Origin of the sequence: Paradesertivirga mongoliensis (assembly GCF_024436395.1) — a bacterium.
Classification (GTDB): Bacteria; Bacteroidota; Bacteroidia; order Sphingobacteriales; family Sphingobacteriaceae; genus Paradesertivirga; species Paradesertivirga mongoliensis.
The window spans coordinates 434,783-454,551 of the sequence record NZ_JAFMZO010000003.1; the positions used below are offsets into that span (position 1 = coordinate 434,783).

Sequence of the window (19,769 nt, forward strand, 5' to 3'; positions counted from 1 at the left end):
CTGACATCTGCCGAAACGCGCAATCCGCAATTAAAAATTGTAAACGATAAAAAGACCATTCTTGCAGGATCTACGCAAGAAAACAAGTCTCTTGCTTGGTTAATGTCAGAAATACTGGTTAATAATAGGCATTCAAAGGTGTGTATATTCACCAGAGCGGGGTTGCTCTTTTGTGTAAATTAATAATAAAAATGTTCAGATTATTTGCGGTAACTACGACGATATCAGGCTGATACCGGTTACGTAGAGGTAAAAATATCCCATTTATTAACCCACGGAGACGTTATCCTATGCGGAAAAACATCCCCTTTTGGCGTCGCCATCGATAGCAAGAAGCGGAAAGTCGCCAAGAATTATCTTCGCGTATCTATCGCGAAAACATCCAGTAATCGAAATACATGATTCGGCCTGGCTTATCACCTTTAAAAATGAAGTAAAGGTCATGTACTCCGGTCACCTTCTGAATATCAGTTGTTAGTAATGCCCATCGGTCATCACCTCCGGTAAGGGGCACTTTGAAGGTTCCCAGCAGTTTTCCGTCTTTGCTGTCTGTCCGCACTTCCATGGTCACACCAGAGTGATGTGTGGTGCCTATACGGGCGGTTAGTTTTGTGGCCCCATGGTCCCGGAAGTCGACATCCCTGACTTTTATATAGCCGTCATTTTTTACTGCATTAACGAAAACTCCCACTTCCTCGTTTTGTGTAGCTTTCACACCTTCTGAAAACGCTATCGTCTCAGCTTCCGTCTTACGGTAAGGATTTAGAGTTTCAAGACCTTTTTCAATGCCTTTGCTCATTTTCAGGGGCTTAATAGTTCCGTCCTTGTTAAACTCTGCAGTTTCTACAGCTACCGAGCGGTTAAAACCTCCCCCGCCGGGTAAGCCGCCGTTATGATAAAAGAGGTAGCTTTTTCCCTTATAATCTACCAGGCCAGCGTGGTTGGTGAAGCTCCTGCCCTCGGTTGCCATAAGCGTTCCTTTGTTTTCCCAGGGGCCTACAGGACTTTTACTTGTAGAATATCCAAGATGTTCGGGCAGCGGACCACCCGCCCAGAGCAGGTAGTACAGATTTTTCCGTTTATACAACCATGGGCCTTCTTCGTAGGATGTAGGGCGTTCGGGTACATTGCCCGGACGCTTCCCGAAGGATGCTTCAGTCATTGGCACTTTTACAATTTCGCCCGAATACGAGATCATATCTTCATTCAGCTTCACATAATAATTAAACGGGTTCCCCCAGTACAGGTAAGCCTGACCGTCATCGTCAATAAATACCGTTGGATCAATATCGCCTTTACCCGATCTAACGAGAGGTTTTCCCAGGGGATCTATAAACGGCCCGTACGGACTATCAGATACGGCTACTCCAATCGCAGGGCCATTATTCGCCTTTGTTGTTACCGGTGCATACAGGTAAAACTTCCCTCCCCGTTCAATCACCTGGATTGCCCAGGCATCTCCTTTGGCCCAATCAAATGTTTTATACGACGCTACCGCACCATGATCTGTCCAGTTAACCATGTCTGTGGTGGTGTACAGTTTCCAGTCGTCCATAACAAACCATGTTGACTGATCTTCATCATGACTGGTATAGAGGTATAATTTGTCCTTATAAACCAATGGAGCGGGGTCTGCGGTATACATGGTTTGGACAATAGGGTTTTGGGCAGCCGCATCCTGCAGGAAAAGGCAAAGCACCACTGCCTGGACCCCAAATATTTTGTTGAGCTTGTTCATATTTCTCAATTACTTTGATTTAACACGGCCGGTGAAAAGCTGATAGCGTTTCATACCTTCATCCTGTATCGACCCGAAAATCTTACGAATTATCTATTTAACAGGAGCCAGTATCAATCCACCTCCCGGCTGCATTTCGATTTCCAGCGATGCGCCCTTTCTGATGTTCAAATCTCTGGTGTATGCTTCCTTTTGGGGATTGTCGCCGTACATCCTCACTGTTTTCCCTGCCAGCATAGGCAATTTGATTTTAAGCTTTAAAGCTTCCTTTTCTGCATTCACCCCTGCCACATACCAATCATCTCCGTGCCGGCGGGCTATTACACAGTACTTACCAGGATAACCATCTATGTAAACGGTTTCGTCCCAGGTGGTAGGCACCTGTTTCATAAAATCGATTTCAAAGGCGGGGACATCCGTCAAGTTATTTGGCGTAAGGCCGAACATTTGGACAGGATTTTGAAATAATACTGCTGTCGCAAGTTGAAACACATCAGTTGTAAGACGCTTATTCCTGGTTTCATTGCTTTTTACGAGGTACTTATTAAGCAAAGTGCCTCCAAATTCCATGCTTCCCACCGTATTTCTTATAAAGGGATGAAATGTTGCGTTTTTAGCCTCTGCCTCCCGAACCGCCTGAACAAAAATTAACATCTCTGAAGCAACCACCGCTTCGCTTCCCACAAAATTGGGATACATCCGCTCCCAGCCGCGCGGCAATGTAGCACCATGAAAAATAATCATCAGGCCGTAATCATTAGCATCCGACAAGATATCTTCGTACAGGCGCATGGTCTCCTGCTTGTCCCCGCCGAAAAAGTCAACTTTCAATCCTTTTACTCCCGCCTCGCGAAGCCACTTCATTTCTTTTTTCCGTTCGATGGATGTATTCATTTTATTTCTCGGTCCCTGCGGCGCATCGTTGAATTGGCCGTTAGAATTATACCATAGGAAAACATCCACTCCTTTAGATTTCGCATACTTTATCAGCTCTTGCATGCGCGCCTTTCCAATATTTTTATCCCATAGTGCATCCATAAGGATGTATTCGAATTTTAGATTAGCGGCCAGATCGATATACTTCACCTGATCTTCGTAATTCATGCTGTTATCCTGCCACACGATCCAGCTCCAGGTTGAACGTCCATACTTGTATTTCTGGGAAGCTTCATACAAGGGTTCTACAACATCGAAGGGAATTGTAGTTTCGACAATCGGCTTTAGATTATCACTTACTGTTATGGTTCTCCATGGCGTTACCCCGGGTAAAGCGATAGCCGCTCCGGAGCTTCCAAATCCGTTGTTTTGGCGGACATCCGGATATTGAATAGTATAGATGCCGTCCTTTGATGATTCACTCAAATGCGAGGCACAGTACAGGCTGCTTACGCCGGTCTCCGACAGCAACACCCAACCATTATCCCCCAGCCGGAACAAACCTGGAAATACATACCCACCCCGGCTCGGATTATTCCGAATCATTGGAGCATCTCCCGAGTATGCGTTCTCATAGCTTGGCGTGGTCCGTGCAAATCCAACCATGGGGCTCATCATTGGCGACAGGAATGTGGTTGTACTTTCAGGGAAATTAAAGCCGGTGCTTTCCTTTTCTACTACACACGACATCCTTTCGCCCCATACTGGCAACTCGTAGCGGAAAGCAATGTCATTGTTGCTCAATTGAAACACAACCTTTATTTGTTTTTTCTGCGAATTCTCTAACGTGCAGCTAAGCTTGTTGGCGATGTACTGTATGTGCGATTTCTTTATTTTATCTTCAGTATAATTCTTCTCTACCCTGCTTTCCTCCTTGCCCACATACTTCATCCCGGAAGTAAAATCACCCTCATTGGTCGTCAGACCGAGTGGAGAATCCTCAAGCATGGTTTTTCCCTTATAAGAGACGGAATACACCGGCTTTCCATCTTGAATCTGAACATTCAGCTTCAGCAGCTTATCCGGACTGGAAATTACGACGTCTTGCGCAACGCCATTAAGAAATAAGAAACAGAAGATAACTGCTAAAAAAGGTTTCATCATGAATTAAATTAAATTAAATGTTTGTATGCTGATTTACGCCATCTTGAATTTCAAGAAAAGACGGGTCATCGTTACATAGCTGGTTAAAGCTTGCAATATTGCCAGCCTGAATCAATTCCGGCTGTACAAATGTTCAATATACAAGAATAAATGTCGGATTTGAACATCGCGCTATTTAACAGCTGCAACTCCGGCTGAAGTTTGAACTATGGGTTTGATGGTGCCGTCTTCGTTGTAATACATATAATCCACGCATATAGAACGTCTGTAGCTGCCTCCTGTGGGAAGTACGCCATTATGATAAAAGAAATAAGACTTGCCTTTGTAGTCCAAAATACCAGGATGCGTAGTAAAGCTGTTAGGCACGTTTTCCTGGATTATGCCACGGTAGGTCCAGGGACCTGTTGCAGTTGGAGCAGTGCAATACTCTATCATTTCGGGCTTAGTACCCGCACTTGCATATACCAGGTAATAAAGGTTTTTACGTTTATAAATCCAGGGACCTTCAATAAAGTTTTTAGGCTTGAAGGCGGTAATCGGCCCATCCAGCTCAATCATGTTTTTCTTTAATTTCGCCCATTTAAGGCTTCCATTCCCCCAGTACATATAGGCCTGACCGTCGTCGTCTATCATAACCGTAGGGTCGATATCATCCCAGGCATGGGGCATGTCCTTGGTCATTTCGTTTGTTATAAGCGCCTTCCCGATGGCATCTTTAAATGGTCCTGTTGGATTATCAGAAACTGCCACGCCTATAGCAGCACCGCCATTGCTATTCGCATCCTTTTTATGAAAGGTTGAGACGAACCAGTAGAATTTGCCATCCCGTTCTATACATTGAGCCGCGTAGGCGTCACCCTCTGCCCATGAAAAAGTTTTTGGCGAAAGCAAAGCGCCATGGTCTTTCCAGTTTACCATGTCGGTTGATGAGAATACATGCCAGTCGGGCATTTTGTAATTAGTGTCTTTTACAGAGGCGGTATCATGACTGGTGTAGAGATACACCGTTCCTTTATGCACAATTGGCGAAGGGTCTGCTGTAAAAATATGCTTGATAATGGGATTTTGCGCCTGAGCCCCTAAAAAAGTGCTGCATGCGAAAAGGAGAGATAAAATTAGTCTATTCATTGTCTGATAACGTATATGTTCCTGTTGCCGGCTTAAAACTTAGCAACTACGTTTTTACCGTTGTATGTAATTTGCTTGTTTGACGTATTCTTAGAAGGTGTAACACCGTCACCTTTCTTTACCAAAACGATATTAAATATCCTGCGTTTCAGTTGGCCGGCATAAGAGCCCTGAACATTTCCGATGGTAAGTGATTTAGTGGTTTCGTTCCAGGAAAATGGAACTATGGTATACTTACCTTTTTCATAATTGTAATTATCGCCCTCATCTTCGTAAAGCTCAAATTTGCCATTTGCACCCTGGTAAACACGTATTTCCATGGTATCCGCTTTGTGCTGACCTGTATATTGCATGAGCTTCCCGAAAGGAACGATTGAACCGTTTTTAACGAATACTGGTATTTTATTTTGTGAAGCATCAGCCTGCACCGTTTGTCCGCCCCTGAACTGTTTTCCAGTCCACAGGTCGTACCATAAGGATTTCTTCGGCAAGTATACGTCCCAATTTGACACGGCTGCCTTCGTGACCGGAGCAACCAGCATTGCCTTCCCGAACATGTATTGGTATCCCTGCTGTATGGCCTTCTCATCAGTTGGAAAGTCCATCACCAATGGTCGCATCATCGTAGAACCTTTTTTTGAAACCTGCCATCCCTCTGAATAAATGTAGGGCATCAGCCGATAGCGCAGATTCAGGATTTCACGCATGCTATTTTCGACTTTCTCGCCGTATTTCCAGGGCTCTGTTTCTGTTTGGTACCCATGCATGCGAAACACAGGGTTAAAGGCACCCCATTGAAACCAGCGGGTTAATATGTCGTGATATTTCTCGTCTGTATATTGCCCTCTTCCCGGCCTGAAAAAACCGCCGATATCGGTGGTCCAGTAAGGCATTCCAGTCAGATTGAAATTCAAACCTGCTACAATTTGTCGTTGGTAAGTGTCCCAATCCCAGCCAATGTCTCCCGACCAATTAATAGTACCGAACCGCTGCTGACCCGGAAATGTAGAACGAGTTAAAATGGTTACCCTTTTCGAAGGGTCCGTTGCTCGCTGCCCATCGTACACGGCCTTACTTACAAAAAGAGGATAGGTAAGCCGATAGAAATCACCCAAACCATATTCAGTTTGCTTCCCAACTAAAGCATCGTTTTCGGGTTCAGTAGCATCCATCCACCAGGAATCCACACCAAGACTGAACAGATTTTTGTTTAATGCGTTCCAGTGCGTTCTTTGGGTTTCAGGCTTGTAGATATCTATCCATGGACTGTTTGGGATGTACAGGTTTTTATCAATATATTCCTTGGCTACATCAGATTTCTTATCCAGGTTCTCCCAAACAGAGATTGAAAAATGCGTATTCAAATCGTGTAAACGTTTGATAAATTGAGCCGGATTGGGATAGTTTGCGGTATCGAACTGCGGAACTCCCCATCCGTATTTGCCCCAGTATTGCCAGTCTTGTACAATTACATCGACAGGCAATTTTCTTCTTCTGAACTCTTCTACTGTTTGTACTAAGTGATTGCCCGAAGTGTAACGCTCGCGGCATTGCCAAAAACCATAGGCCCACAAAGGCAGCATCGGCACATTGCCCGAAAGATTTCTGTAATTGGCAATCACATCATCCGCATTGTTTCCATAAAACACTACATAATCAAGCGACTTCGCATTCACGGAGCGCAATACAGTTTCATTACCGGCGGCTTTCCATGTTAGCTTTGGCGTATTTGTTGATTTGCAAAGCACTTGCACGGCATGTTCTCCGGCCTTTAGTTTTACAATTTTACTTGCGGCCGGTGGAAGCCATTGATTCGACTGATCGATATAAGAAACTCCGTCAATTACCAGAAGATGGCGGCTTTCCATATTGCCTAAATCGAGCATAACAGAGTACTCCCCATCCTTAGGAACGCTGAAATTACCAGTATAGAGCGATTGTTGTCTGCTCACCCTTTGGGTACCCGATGTGCTCGTTACCTCCATTGTTCCGCCTTCAGTAGTCGTATCTTTTTTGACAAGAGCAACCAGATTATCTGCGGGATTAAACTCCGTAAGTCCATACTGATGCCAAAGTATGCCATACCCCCTGCTCGAGTAAAGAAAAGGGACGGCAATCTGACTATTAACCTGCGTTAGTTTTCGGGTGACATTTCGGAGATTGTAGTGACCATCCTGAAACTGTCCCAAACCGAATAAATATTCATTCGCCGGTGAATCAAAACTCTGTTCGGCTATAAAACAATCTTCGCCACCTACACTATTTGGTTTCAGTTTTCTGCTGCCGGCTTTCTCGCTTAAAAATATCTTCCCGGAAGGATCACTATAATCAATAGCTCCGGTTCGTTTATCAAATGACACGGTAACAACACTTGTGGCCAGTTTTACCTTTGCTCCTGCTTCTGTAATTTTAAAAGCCGGAACAGGTTTTTTATTGATTAAAACGAACTGTTGTTCTTCCTTCATACCTTTCTCCCATTGCACCCGAATAGCTTTATCAGACAGCGGGATGATGTTCAGAATACCCTCAGAAAGCCGTATGGAAAGACGGTCTTTCTGTGCAGTGTGGTTTTTATAGGTTTGGGCAAAGCTTAACCCGGGAAGAGAAAGTATCAGTAAAAATAGTATGGCTCTTAGTATTATCATCTATTGCATTTATGTTAGTTGGTTGGTGTTAGAGTCGCTACAAAACCGCCGCGGCGAAGTAGTTTCACCTCTACACTTGCAGAATTGTCAACTTCCAGCGATCTGACAGAGAACTTTTTATCGTGCTGGCCATCGGCTATCAAATTCACCTTGTACTTAATCCCTTTTTCCAGGAAAGGTAGTTTCAACATTTTCCTCTTTTCCCTGCCTTCAGCATTGATACCGGCAACATACCATGTTTTACCTTTGCGCCTTGCAATCGTAACGTCTTTACCCGGATAACCGTCCAGCAGTCTCGTTTCGTCCCATGCCGGTGGAACTGTTTTAAGAAAAGACTTCACAAAATCAGGTAGTTCCCGATACCCTTCCGGGCGGTCTGCCATATGCTGTAAACCCGATTCGAAGAGAATGCCCAATGCAAGCTCATGTCCATAAGAAGTGATATGCGGAAATTGAGAATTTGTAAACGTAACGGGAGTATAATCCATCGCCCCCACTACGTTACGGGTAAATGGTAGAATCGTGTTATGCTCGGGTGCAGAGAAAGTAAACTCGGGACCATTATTGTACCATTCTGCTCCTCTAACTCCTTCGTATGTCATTAAATGCGGATAAGTTCTCGACCAGCCACGGGGAACCAGGCATCCATGAAAATAAACCATCATTTCGAATTTGGCAGCATCTTCCAGAATATCCAGGTAATACTTGATCATATCCTGTTTTTCGCTTTCGAAAAAATCTATTTTAACTCCCACGAAGCCCATTTTTTTAAGTTTGGTAAATTCGGCAACCCGGTTCTCGTGATTAAGCATCCGGTCTTTTGGTGTAGACGACACCCACGTGTGATCACCACCCGAATTGTACCAAATCAAAGGCTTTACACCCTTAGAGAGGATGTATTTTGCTGCATCCTCTACATTCCCGCCGTTCGACATAGCGTCCCATTCCCAATCCAGCAAAGTATAGGGCCAGTTCATTTCAGCAGCCAGATCTGCAAAATCTGTAACTATTTTATAGTCCTTTGTACCGTGATTGCTCGACCAGTAGTTCCAGGATACCAGGCCCGGCTTGATCCAGTCTGTATTTTTAACGGTAGAGGGTGCTGAAACATCGTCTACTAAAGTCGAAGCTACGATATCTTGTAAACTGCCCATAATAATTACTCTCCAGGGCGACTTCCATGGGAGTGTAATGGTTGGCTTCGACGATCCCTGCCCGCGGCCATCAGCCGGATTGGGAAATGTAAGCTTGTATTTATCCTGGTCTGCCGTATTGCTTAATTTAGTTCCGCAATACGTCCGGTTTAGATCTGCCTCGTGCAGCAAGTACCAGCAGGTGGTATCTCTTGTTTGGAAAAGAGCTGGATAGCACCATTCTTGCTTTTGAACTTTATCATCGCTCATAGCAGCGTAAAGGCCTTCATTGGCAGGATTCCATTTTTCCATCCAGCGTTTGGTGTCCTTAGGAATTGTGTAAGATGTAAGTTCATCTTCCACGATATAACTTCCGCCCTTACCGGGAAATTCATAGCGAAACGTGAAGCCATCATTATAAGCGCGAACGATAAGATTTATTTTCGCTTTCGCCTGATTTTCAAAAGCTATAGTCACTTCGTTTGCGGAATTGCTGCGGCTCGAACTCTTTCCGTGCGGGCTGCTGTAGTTTTCCGATATCGGCAACGTTTTACTATTTTTCAAAAACCTCAACCCGCTCGAAAAATCCTGGTCACTCCTCTTTAGTCCGAGCTTTACCTCGGGAATAACTTCTGTCAACTTTCCATTTACATGGTATGACGATTTCAAAATCCAGCCGCCATTATCAATAGAATGCAGTCCGACTACTATTTTATTATTCGGTGAACGAATTGTAAGTTTTTGCGCCAGCAATTGCTGGCAGCAAAAACAAAACAACAAAGTCATCCAGCCAGAAGTGAATCTCATGTTCATTTAAATCAAAACTATTTTTAATCTCATCAGCCTTGAAGGCCAGTTACTATTTGAATTTCCGGCATTAAATTACCGCTTATTCAGCAAGGATAACATCTTCTTACCGTACCGTCTTCCGAGCTCCCGGTAGCCTTCAGCACTGAAATGGAGATTGTCCGCACCATCGGCACATCCGGCAGAGGAAATTACGTGTGCGGTGGGAATAGTTTGCGGCAATTCTGCAATGATCTTATTCATACTCGCACAAACTCCTCCCTGATCTGCATGTACAACTTCTCCGGCAAGCAAAGGAACGGATGCAGCATTCAGGTTCAGATCGGCAAGTAAGTTACTGTAAACACCTTTCACCTTTTGCGGCCATGTAGCATCATTGGTGTTTGATTCGCCCTGATGCATTAAAATACCCTTTATTACGCCACTCTTTTGAGCAATTTTGGCCATTTCCACAAGCCTTCCATATGGATTTCCGTCATACTCTTTGAGCATTCCAAGCATCCAGGAAGGTGCCGTGGCGGTATACGACTGGTAATTATCTTTATCAAAAAGCTCAATTTTGCAACCGCCCACAGCTACGTTAATCACCCCTATTTTTACATCTTTCGGAAGGTTTTCTACCAGTGTACGGCCGAAATAATCTGTAGGTCCCAGGCCTGTCTTACATCTGGCAAGCGGAGGAGCGGCAGTGTACCATTCTCCCTTTTTCCTGCCAAGGTTATCGCAGTTAACGGCTTCTAACACCCGAAAACGCTCGTCAACTATAGTATCCTGCGGTTCAAACTTTGCACTGCCTTCCATATTGGATTGACCAAAAGTGAGAAAGATATAAAACTTGGGATCTTGAGCGAAGACTGGTTTGGTTAACGACAGAGCAAATAAAGACAATAAAGCGATTCTTAAAAAATTCATATTTAGTTTCCAAAAAGAGATGCCGAGGGCCTCTGGTTATCAATTGATTTTGGTTCCTAAACTAGATGGTTCTTTGACTATCGATTAGCACGAATCTTACAAAATGCTATCACATTTGTTCAATTTTAATCGCAGCGTTTAATGCATACAGGTTCTTCTCGGATTTTGCTTTCCTTTTAAACATTTCTCCAAAACAGACCTACACAATACAATAAAATCGGAATGCGTGGTTCTGAACAGGAGCAGGTTATTTTCATTTAAAGCAAAGACGGTTATAAAAGGCGTTCCCGAATCCATTTGTTTAAATTCCGATGATGCTCCCTCGACTACAGGCACCTCACAGACCAGTCGATTGCCTGGATATGACACATAAATATTCAGTTAATACTCTGAAGATTTATAAAAGAATTTATAAACTATCAAACCCCTCCGGAGGCGCTGCGGAATCTTAGGTGGGTGAGGTTTCCTTTACAACGTTGAGCTGCAAAAAAGAGTTGGGCCGCTTAGGACAAAAAGCTCAGAAAAAAAACAAAGGCCGGAATAATCCCAGCCTTATGATAGTAAACCGTTAAAAGTTTAGTTTTAATACACCAAACCGTTCAAATACATTTCAAGCATAGTATATCCATTAGGGGATACCTTATTTCTATCATCCGGATTGGCCGGATCAAGCGAACGGGCCTTTTCCCAGCTATCTGGCATTCCGTCGCGATCTGTATCAGCGGGAGCCGGAACACTGCTTAACTTAGGCCAGCCGCCTACACTCTTTTGAGAATCTATGATTCCTTTATTAACACCGTAAGCTCCGCTGCCGCTAATCTTCATTTTACCAGAGGCCTCGTTAACTATACGGGTATCTACCTCATCCCTTTTGGGGAAGGTTGCTCCTGCTTTTGCCAATACAGATTTATAAGCTTCCTTTGCCGATTCTGTTTGTGGCTTTTCAACTTCGAATTCGCTCTCAGCCTTAATATTGTATGCATTGCCAACCTTGCTCACATCCACTCCAATCCAATTATCCTTATTTAGCCCCTTGTCGGCACCTTCCATATAATTACCTGAAATAAACCATTTGGCATAGCCTTTAGCGGCATCCTTACGGGATTCAAGAGAGGGCGCAGCAAAAAGCAGAGTTTCGGAAGTAGCCGGTCCGGGTTTGTAATAGTTATTTATCCAATTGATAGAGCACTTTGCATCCGGAGAGTTAACTTCCAATTCACCTCCATAAACAGCGCCGGCCCTTCCCCAGTTAAAAATTACATTATTTCTAAAATCACAAACAGCTACAGTATCATGAGAACGGGCTCCATTTACCCGGGGCGAGCGGCTTACGTTATGTGCCAATAAGTTGTGATGATAAGAGGCATATTGTCCTCCCCATTGCGAGCCATAACTTCTGGCGCCCTTAGAATCAAACGACTTATACAGTCCTTCACTCAAAATACACCACTGTACCGTAATATATTTATTGTCATAGGCGGTGTGGCTCTCTTCGTTCGACCAGCTTAAAGAACAATGATCGATAATGACATTCTTTGAATTTTCGTTCCCGAGGCTGGCCAGATCGCTCAAACCTGCTTCATCGCCCGGACGAAGTCGCAAATATCTGATAATAAGATTGCTCCCGCTAAACTTAAGATAACCGTTCTTAACGCAAATTCCGTCTCCCGGAGCGGTTTGGCCGGCAATCGTCATGTTCGAGCGGCCTACTTTAACCTGTCCTTTGGTGAGACTTATCGTTCCCGAAACTCTAAACACGATAGTTATCGGATCTGAACCAGGCGTGTTAAGAGCAGCTCTTAAGCTACCCGGCGACTCATCACCATTGAGGTTTGTCACCTCAATTACCCGGCCGCCCCTGCCGCCGGTTGTGTACTTTCCGTAACCTTCGGCGCCCGGAAACGCCAGTTGTTGCGCCCTAATATTCGTAAACAATCCCAGAACGAGAAAACCTGCAAGTATAAATTTGAATGGAAAAGCCATAAAGCAAATTATTTAACCAAAGCTAACTGAATTACAGGCTCGGTAACTGTACTTTTTTCTCAAGATTCTGTAGGATATTATGACGCGCCCCCGCCCCGTTCTGGGATAATATTTAAAGAAAAAGCTTCTTTAGAAGAACATTTTGGAAGCTTTTGATATTATCATTATATCCGCCTAATAAAACATATGCTCAAAAAGATCTTTATTATCGATGATGAGCCTATTCATCATAAACTGGTGTCACTGGTGATAAAATATTCCGGACATCCGGTCGAACACAGGTCGTTTTTGCAAGCTGCCGACGCGTTTTCGTACCTGGTGGATGATGACAATATTGATTCTTTACCAGATTTGATTTTACTGGACCTGAACATGGCCATCATATCCGGCTGGGATTTTCTGGATCTTTTCGAAAGACACAATTCGCGCCTTGATAAGCCTGTTGATATTGTTATTCTGACATCCTCCATCAACCCTCACGATAAAGTAAGAGCATTAACATACAACTGTGTGAAGGGGTTCTTCTCAAAACCTTTCACAGAAGCTATTCTAGATTATCTCATGCACTCAACCACGATTACTGCGAACAAGCACGATTAACGCAGCCGCTTTGAATAGGCATTCCGTCCTTTGGCTCAGTTTTTGGACTAGCAATACAAAACAGAGCATCATGAAAAACGAAAACTTAAATACCCGCATGTTAACTTCAACCGATAAATTTTTAAAAGCACTTTTAGAACACGAGATCAGGAGCTTTAAATCGGCACGAGGACGCTTTGTAAAGCAAACCAGCAAAATGTATGTAGCTTACAGCGCCTTTTCGGTCGCCTAAAACCTTGACTTACAAGGCCAATATAAAAAATAGCACATCCGCATAGAATAGCAGGGCAAAACAGCCAACCTGCTGTTCTCTCAGCCAGCGAACCACTCAGTCCAGCTTTCAATTATACCTCCATTTCATAAAACCATCCGATAGTTGTTCAGTTTTTAGAACACTGGCTTAAAATCTTTGCACCTTCCGATTCTTAATCCCAGGTTTATTTAATTAAAAAAACTCTTTAAACAGGATTGCCGGATTCTTGTTGATTATAACCGAAGCCTTTCGACAACACCAAACCGCCCGGACCTCATGAAAAGTAAAGCCAACATTAAAAGCCATCCTATTCATCCTATACTAATTGTTTTCCCAATAGCTTTTTTCATAGGCACCTTAGTAACGCATTCCTGGGCACTGGCTATCCGGTCGGATATATTGTGGCAGATGGGGAATTATTTGGCTCTGGCCGGCATTGTATCGGCAGCTGCGGCGGCTATTCCCGGCATTATCGACTATCGGTATACTGTGCCGCCGAATAGCTCTGCAAAAAAACGAGCAGCTAAACATGGTTTACTGAACAGCCTGGTACTGGTACTTTTTATTTTGGCGGCATTTTTAGAAAACGAAGTTGAGGCACTATACATTCTCATCATAGAAGCAGTGGCCGTGATCCTGTTATCTGTTGCCGGCTGGATGGGCGGAACACTGGTTCACCGGAATCAAATTGGTGTAGATCCACGGTACGCAAATGCCGGAAAATGGAAAGAGGCTTATTTTACCGAAAGCAGCAATACGCTCGCGGTAGCGGATGAGAATGAACTGGAACCTAACCAAATGAAGCTTTTACATATAGGTTCAACCAGGATTGTTTTAGCAAGAACCGAAAGCAGGTACGTAGCTTTCGACGACCGCTGCCCGCATAAGGGTGGCTCACTGGCCGGAGGCGCCATGATGTGTGAAACCGTTCAATGCCCCTGGCATGGCTCGCAATTTAGTGTAGAAACCGGGGCAGTAAGCGCCGGCCCGGCTAAGGATGCTATTCGTACCTACATGCTTAGTACCATAGATGGCAAGGTGTTTTTGCATTTATAATGTGGGATGTCCTAATGATGGCTTCGCAGTAAACACAGCACCTGTAGAAACGACGCTCTCAACTCTGTCGTCACCCCGATCCGCCAGTTGGCGGACTCCAACAGATTAAAACGCTCACTTCGATTCATCCAGTTCCTCCGAAAACTCCCTGACCGGAATTATCACCACATCGTGCATTTTCCAATCCAGCTTTCTAACCTCATCGTGTGCAGCCTCCATATTCTCAAATAATTTATCCATCGACTTTGGTACTACAAACACCTCCGTGAAGAATATTTCCCCGGCTTCGCGCATTCTAATCCGTACCTCTTTAACCCAGGATTGCTTGTCGAAATATCGATATGTCTTTTCAACCAGCGGATGCTTTTTACTGTTCTCCAGGTTTGTAGGCACCTGATCTATCAGATCCTCAACCGCTCCTTTCAGGCGCTGGAAGCCATCTATGATAATACTGATGGATATAAAACAAGCCGCTGCCGAATCGGCCCACCAAAAGCCCAAACCGACGCCCAGTATCCCTACAATAGCAGCCATGGCAGTCTGCCAGTCGGCCTGCTGAGTGTGGGCATCTGTAAACAGAATCTTATTGTGTAACTTATCAGAAAGTGGCAGTTTTTTTTGCCCCAGAAAAATAGAGGGAATACAACTGTAGAGCAAGGCCGCAATCATAATCCAGCCCATCCAGATCCTATGTCCCCAAATAGTTATCGATCCGATGGTAGGATGCTCCTCTTTTAATAACGTTGAGAACGAATCATAAAACAGGAACAATCCTAAAAACAGCAATGCGAAGGCCCCAAGTTGAAATGCAATGGAATAACAGCGGTGATATCCAAACGGAAACTGCTCGTTAGGTGGCCGGTTATAAAACCTTCGGGCCACCAGAAAGGAAATCCCTGGTATAATACTCAAAACATCTTCCAGCCAGGTGGCTTTCATCGCCTGCGACGATTGCATGGTCAGCATCATAACAACGATCACCGAAGCAATGTAAATTACCGTAATCCACTCTAACGTGGTGGCCTGGTCAAATACTTTCTGCAGGGCTGGCGGTAACTCCTGCTGTGCCGTAGGTTTGAATTTATTCTTTTGCTCTGCCATGTCTGTCTATGAAATGTTCCAGTTTAATTAAAAAAGCATTCTCCCCCTTCGGCACGGCAATCACAAACTCCTCTTTATGTAATAGAATATCCGTGGGCTTTACGTCCATCTTTATTAAGTCATCTTCAGATGCAGCAAGCAAATAATTCCCCTTCGATAAGGAATCGGTAAAGACGGGAATGCCACCTTTTTTTCTCACATACAAAGCAACAAGGTGATCGGCGACCACTACCTTCTCCCCTTTTATCTTTTCCGGCACCGCCTGATTATCGCCCGCTCCTACCATTATTTTTTTGATCAGATATGGCCGGCTGAATGAAACTTTCTTTTCGAACGGAGAAGGACTTGTATATCCTCCTATTGCCATATGCAAATTATTGTAGTGTAATAACTCAACGATTTCTGATTGAGGGCCCCTTACCCATTCTATTTTTGCATTAATCTCCTCAGCGAATTGCTTTACTAAAGAGATTTCAAAATCAATAGACCGGACGGATGTATTCGCCGTGCTGTCGTAAGCCGATAGCCCACTTTCAATACTTTATTTTGCACTTCCTCGAGTGTGTTGTTTGGGTCTTTCGGAAAAGGTTTGCAAGCTGTCAGAACACACAACAAAATGAATAATGCAGAAATAGCTTCTTTTTTCATCTATAGCGTTTTTAAATAAACCAACAGAAGCGCTACAAGTTTGCCAACCAGCAACGATAGACGACCGATGAGCGCAAAGGCAGCCATCCCGGATACAGGCACCAGATCCATCTCGAAACGAGAAAATACTGAAAACAAATTCCCCAAAAACGCTATTATTTTAATAGGTTATTTAGAATTTTTTCTAACCAATTAAAAGGAGGCGTTATGCTACACAGTATTCAAAGTTTATTAGGTTTTACCATGGGCGCAACCGATGGTGAAATCGGCAAGATAAAAGATTTCTATTTTGATGATAAAACATGGAAAGTGCGCTACCTGGTGGTAGAAACCGGCAACTGGCTTGTTGGCCGTAAAGTACTGCTCTCGCCGGTGGCTTTGCATAATCCCGACTGGCAATCCAAAGTCCTGCCTGTAAACCTGAGCAGAGATCAGATCAAGCACAGTCCGGATATCGACACCGAAAGACCAGTCTCACGCCAGCAGGAAGCAGATCTTCACAGCCATTATTCCTGGCCGTATAACGAGCAGGGCGGTATTGGCTTTATGACCACCGGAATGGTGGGCGGAGTAGTAGCTCCCGACATCCCTTTTTCGGATAGGATTGCCGACGAAATGCATCATCACGAGCGGGATACGATATCAGACCGCGGTCCGGAAACGGAACATCACTCTGCTGATCAACATACAACCGGAGATCCGAATTTAAGGAGTTTCAAAGACCTTACGGGATATAACATTCATGCCACCGACGGCGAGTTTGGCGAAGTTGAAGACCTGCTTGTCGACAGCACTACCTGGAGCATCCCATTCCTGGTGATCGAAACCGGCAACTGGTATTCGGGAAAGAAAATCTTAACTTCAACCAATGCCGTAAGCCGGATACAATGGGAAGACTCATCGGTGCATTTGACCCAAACAACCAATACCTTAAGAGGTTGTCCGGAGTATGATTATAACGAGCCGATCAAGCAGGAACAAGAACGGAACCTCTACCACTACCATCAGACGGGAAACCGGATGTAATATTAAATAAACAACCCGGCTGCCAATCAGCCGGGTTGCTTGTTTAACGAGCTGAACTCCATTTCTTAAAAGCGTCAATCTCGCGGTTTTGATCGGCAATCATCTTTTTCGCCATCTCCATCAGCTTAGGATCCTTACCATATTGCAACAATCCTTCGGCCATATATACTGCACTTTGGTGATGAGGAATCATCAACGCAACGAACTGCTCGTCTACCGAACTCCCGGCTGCCAATTCTGGTAGCTCCATCATCATTTTCATGCTTTTATCCATCACTTTTCCAAAGCCGCTATTCTTTGTGGCAGGGTCGTAATTTTTTGCAGCATTTTTAGGACTGCTGATAAATGCTTCCAGTTCTACTATCTCTGTCTTCTGGGCACCGGCAATCTCTCTGGCCATTTGCTTTATCGCCTCGTCTTTTCCACTTTTAAGCTCCTCCTCTGCCATTTCTACCGCTCCTTCATGATGGCTTTTCATCATCACAGCAAAATCAAGGTCGGCGTTTCCCGTCATTTCCGCTTGATGCATATCTTTCATCATATTATCCATCACTATAGCCATCTCTGTTCTTTCGGAAGAAGATGCATGCGATGTACTATCGTGGGAGCTGTGCTCATCTGCGCTTTTCGGACCATTGCTTTGGCATGAGCATAGGCCCGAAATAAGAATTACTGATAAAAACTTTAAGTAGTTCATATGGCTTTCTTTAAGGATTGATAACAAAACCTGTGTACAATAGTTCCAGATTATCAGCTGCAATCGGTTAAAACGTCGAACTAACTGCGGGGGCTTTTGTACTAACTGCGGGGGTTTCTGTACTAACTACAGGTTCTTGTGTACTAACTGCAGGTCCTTGTGAACAAATTGCAGGTCCTTGTGAACAAACTGCAGGTGCTTGTGAACAAACTGCAGGTGCTTGTGAACGAACTGCAGGTGCTTCTGTACTAACTGCAGGTGCTTGTGAACGAATTGCAGGTGCTTGTGAACAAACTACAGGTCATTGTGGACGAATTGCAGGTGCTTCTGTACTAGCTGCGGGTGCCTCTGTACTAGAGTTCCCTTAATACGTAAAAGGAATTCCCTGATTCTTTCAACAGGCGATTCAAGCTCTTCAATACTATTTATTACCTTTAGCCTAAAAGTTTTCTGTGGGTGAAATGAAGAGCTCGGAAAAAGGCATTCTATGAAAAGCTTATTATTAGTTGTAAATATCGACTGGCCGGCACTCATCAGCATCGTGAGCGTGTTTATGATCCCCGGGTTTTTTATCATCAGATATTTCTTCAATGATCCTTTGAAAAAGATGGCCCCTGGCAAAGCCGTTATTTTCTATCTATTCTCCGGTTTTTTGGTCGGAGCTTTCATATTCGTGTTTCTGCTGATGATTTTAATCGGCGGAGTAGATTACATTCCCTGATCTCACAGCCCCGACACCTAAGACATGAACTTTATACCAGCAGATCGTCTTGCTGTCTTAAGGCTGGGCTTCTACCTAATTCCGTCCCCGGAAAGACTGGTCTGGTTAACAAAGACACTTTCCAAAAATACCCTAACAGCAAATGTTGATAGCTGTCCGCCTGGCCCGTTAACATTATAGTCAAAGCCATGTGTTGCCCATGGAATACTCACAAAATAGTTTTTAACTCTATTATCATTAAGCTTCTTCTCGAGTTTGGTAGAATGCTCATAGGCCACCAGAACATCATTTTCTCCATGAATAATTAAAGTTGGAACCGAAGCTGAAGAAACAAAATGAATAGGCGAACTGCTGAGATATTGCTGCTGCTTCTCACCATAAGTTCCTCCCAAATAATCTTCCATTACCTTTCTCGAATCCATTACCAGAGGATTTGCCGGCACTGAATACCCCCAAACCATGTCCGCGGGACCATAAAAATCAATAACACCTTTCAGGCCGGGCTCGTCAAGAGTATAAGCGGCCAGTAACGCAATCTGAGCTCCTGCAGATCTTCCCAGCAATACCAGGTTATTGGTATCCACCGCCAGCCGTTCAGAATGCAGTTTCAAAAAACTTAATGCAGCCTCAACGTCCTGAACCGCAGATGGGCTTTTATATTCAGGCGCCAGGCGATAGTTTATAGCAGCAACGTGATAGCCTGCATTAGCCAGATAAGAATTTAGCTCGGGCAGTTGCTTGTTATCACCGCTTTTCCAGGACCCACCATGAACTACAATTATGCAAGGTCTTTTTCCTTTCGCGTCGGTTCTATAAAAATCGAGGCTTATCACCTCCTTAGCATATGAGGCGTAGGTGAATGGCTGAGGGCTGATCTGCTTAATATCACGGCCTGTAATCATTCTTCGAAAACTAAAAATAGGTTCATCTTGGTTCAGCTTGGTCTTTACCCCCGCTGTCATATCCTTTTCCAGCTTTTTAGCTGAAGAGTACGCCCCTATAACAGGAACAAAAAAGAAGCAAAAAGCTATAGTTGCAACTACAATGTTTGTTAAACGGGTTCGAAATATCCAAAACTCACAGACCATTAAAACTGTGGTGATAAAGATGAAAATAAACGGGTATTCTGTTACCAGGATTGCTGCAAGCCATAAATAATATGCAGGCGCTTTAAAAACAGAAAGCAAAGAGAGACACAATAAAACAATTAAAAACCCCAGTCTAAACATAGAACAAATTAGAACCCAAATTCAAAAAGCGATGTATATCCGCTTCATTCTT

16 protein-coding genes are annotated in these 19,769 nt (G+C 44.1%); 5 read left to right on the plus strand and 11 right to left on the minus strand.

What is annotated here, in order from left to right:
* Nucleotides 1–367: 367 nt before the first annotated feature.
* The 7 genes from J3P43_RS13065 to J3P43_RS13095 all read right to left on the minus strand — a co-directional run bounded on the left by J3P43_RS13065 (nt 368) and on the right by J3P43_RS13095 (nt 12,386).
* The gene (locus J3P43_RS13065) at nt 368–1,738 is read right to left on the minus strand and encodes a glycoside hydrolase family 43 protein (protein ID WP_255903086.1); all 1,371 of its coding nucleotides are present in this window, start codon (nt 1,736–1,738) and stop codon (nt 368–370) included.
* A gap of 93 nt (nt 1,739–1,831) precedes the next feature.
* Complete coding sequence (locus J3P43_RS13070; protein WP_255903088.1) at nt 1,832–3,775, minus strand: glycoside hydrolase family 97 protein; 1,944 nt, start codon at nt 3,773–3,775, stop codon at nt 1,832–1,834.
* Between the two features lie 174 nt (nt 3,776–3,949).
* Nucleotides 3,950–4,906 carry a glycoside hydrolase family 43 protein gene (locus J3P43_RS13075; protein WP_255903090.1) on the minus strand — a complete coding sequence of 319 codons (957 nt, stop codon included), beginning with the start codon at nt 4,904–4,906 and terminating at the stop codon, nt 3,950–3,952.
* Nucleotides 4,907–4,938: 32 nt separating this feature from the next.
* Complete coding sequence (locus J3P43_RS13080; RefSeq protein WP_255903092.1) at nt 4,939–7,551, minus strand: glycoside hydrolase family 31 protein; 2,613 nt, start codon at nt 7,549–7,551, stop codon at nt 4,939–4,941.
* A gap of 14 nt (nt 7,552–7,565) precedes the next feature.
* Complete coding sequence (locus J3P43_RS13085; protein ID WP_255903094.1) at nt 7,566–9,491, minus strand: glycoside hydrolase family 97 protein; 1,926 nt, start codon at nt 9,489–9,491, stop codon at nt 7,566–7,568.
* 75 nt (nt 9,492–9,566) lie between these two features.
* Nucleotides 9,567–10,403, minus strand: a complete 837-nt coding sequence (locus J3P43_RS13090; protein WP_255903096.1) for a sialate O-acetylesterase — start codon at nt 10,401–10,403, stop codon at nt 9,567–9,569.
* 582 nt (nt 10,404–10,985) lie between these two features.
* Entirely contained in the window at nt 10,986–12,386 is a 1,401-nt protein-coding gene (locus J3P43_RS13095; RefSeq protein WP_255903098.1) for a pectate lyase family protein, read from the minus strand.
* A gap of 186 nt (nt 12,387–12,572) precedes the next feature.
* Between J3P43_RS13095 and J3P43_RS13100 the strand changes: the two genes are divergently transcribed.
* The 3 genes from J3P43_RS13100 (at nt 12,573) to J3P43_RS13110 (ending at nt 14,295) form a co-directional block, all read left to right on the plus strand.
* Entirely contained in the window at nt 12,573–12,986 is a 414-nt protein-coding gene (locus J3P43_RS13100) for a response regulator (protein WP_255903100.1), read from the plus strand.
* A 70-nt stretch (nt 12,987–13,056) separates the two neighbouring features.
* Nucleotides 13,057–13,218: a hypothetical protein gene (locus J3P43_RS13105; protein ID WP_255903102.1), complete on the plus strand. Its 162-nt coding sequence runs from the start codon at nt 13,057–13,059 to the stop codon at nt 13,216–13,218.
* A 297-nt stretch (nt 13,219–13,515) separates the two neighbouring features.
* Nucleotides 13,516–14,295, plus strand: a complete 780-nt coding sequence (locus J3P43_RS13110) for a Rieske (2Fe-2S) protein (protein ID WP_255903104.1) — start codon at nt 13,516–13,518, stop codon at nt 14,293–14,295.
* 114 nt (nt 14,296–14,409) lie between these two features.
* Here J3P43_RS13110 and J3P43_RS13115 read toward each other — a convergent pair whose 3' ends face one another.
* Nucleotides 14,410–15,396, minus strand: a complete 987-nt coding sequence (locus J3P43_RS13115) for a cation diffusion facilitator family transporter (protein ID WP_255903106.1) — start codon at nt 15,394–15,396, stop codon at nt 14,410–14,412.
* On the minus strand, nt 15,377–15,934 hold the full coding sequence (locus tag J3P43_RS13120) for a substrate-binding periplasmic protein (protein ID WP_369414806.1): 558 nt from the start codon (nt 15,932–15,934) through the stop codon (nt 15,377–15,379). Before J3P43_RS13120 ends, J3P43_RS13115 begins: the two co-directional genes overlap by 20 nt.
* 317 nt (nt 15,935–16,251) lie before the next feature.
* Between J3P43_RS13120 and J3P43_RS13125 the strand changes: the two genes are divergently transcribed.
* Nucleotides 16,252–17,070: a PRC-barrel domain-containing protein gene (locus tag J3P43_RS13125; protein ID WP_255903108.1), complete on the plus strand. Its 819-nt coding sequence runs from the start codon at nt 16,252–16,254 to the stop codon at nt 17,068–17,070.
* 43 nt (nt 17,071–17,113) lie between these two features.
* On the opposite strand, the gene J3P43_RS13130 is transcribed toward J3P43_RS13125, so the two are convergent.
* Complete coding sequence (locus J3P43_RS13130; RefSeq protein ID WP_255903110.1) at nt 17,114–17,767, minus strand: DUF305 domain-containing protein; 654 nt, start codon at nt 17,765–17,767, stop codon at nt 17,114–17,116.
* A gap of 487 nt (nt 17,768–18,254) precedes the next feature.
* On the opposite strand from J3P43_RS13130, the gene J3P43_RS13135 reads away from it, so the two are divergent.
* A complete protein-coding gene (locus tag J3P43_RS13135; protein ID WP_255903112.1) occupies nt 18,255–18,488 on the plus strand; it encodes a hypothetical protein in 234 nt (77 codons plus the stop codon).
* A gap of 71 nt (nt 18,489–18,559) precedes the next feature.
* On the opposite strand, the gene J3P43_RS13140 is transcribed toward J3P43_RS13135, so the two are convergent.
* The gene (locus J3P43_RS13140; protein WP_255903114.1) at nt 18,560–19,717 is read right to left on the minus strand and encodes an alpha/beta hydrolase; all 1,158 of its coding nucleotides are present in this window, start codon (nt 19,715–19,717) and stop codon (nt 18,560–18,562) included.
* Nucleotides 19,718–19,769: the final 52 nt, after the last annotated feature.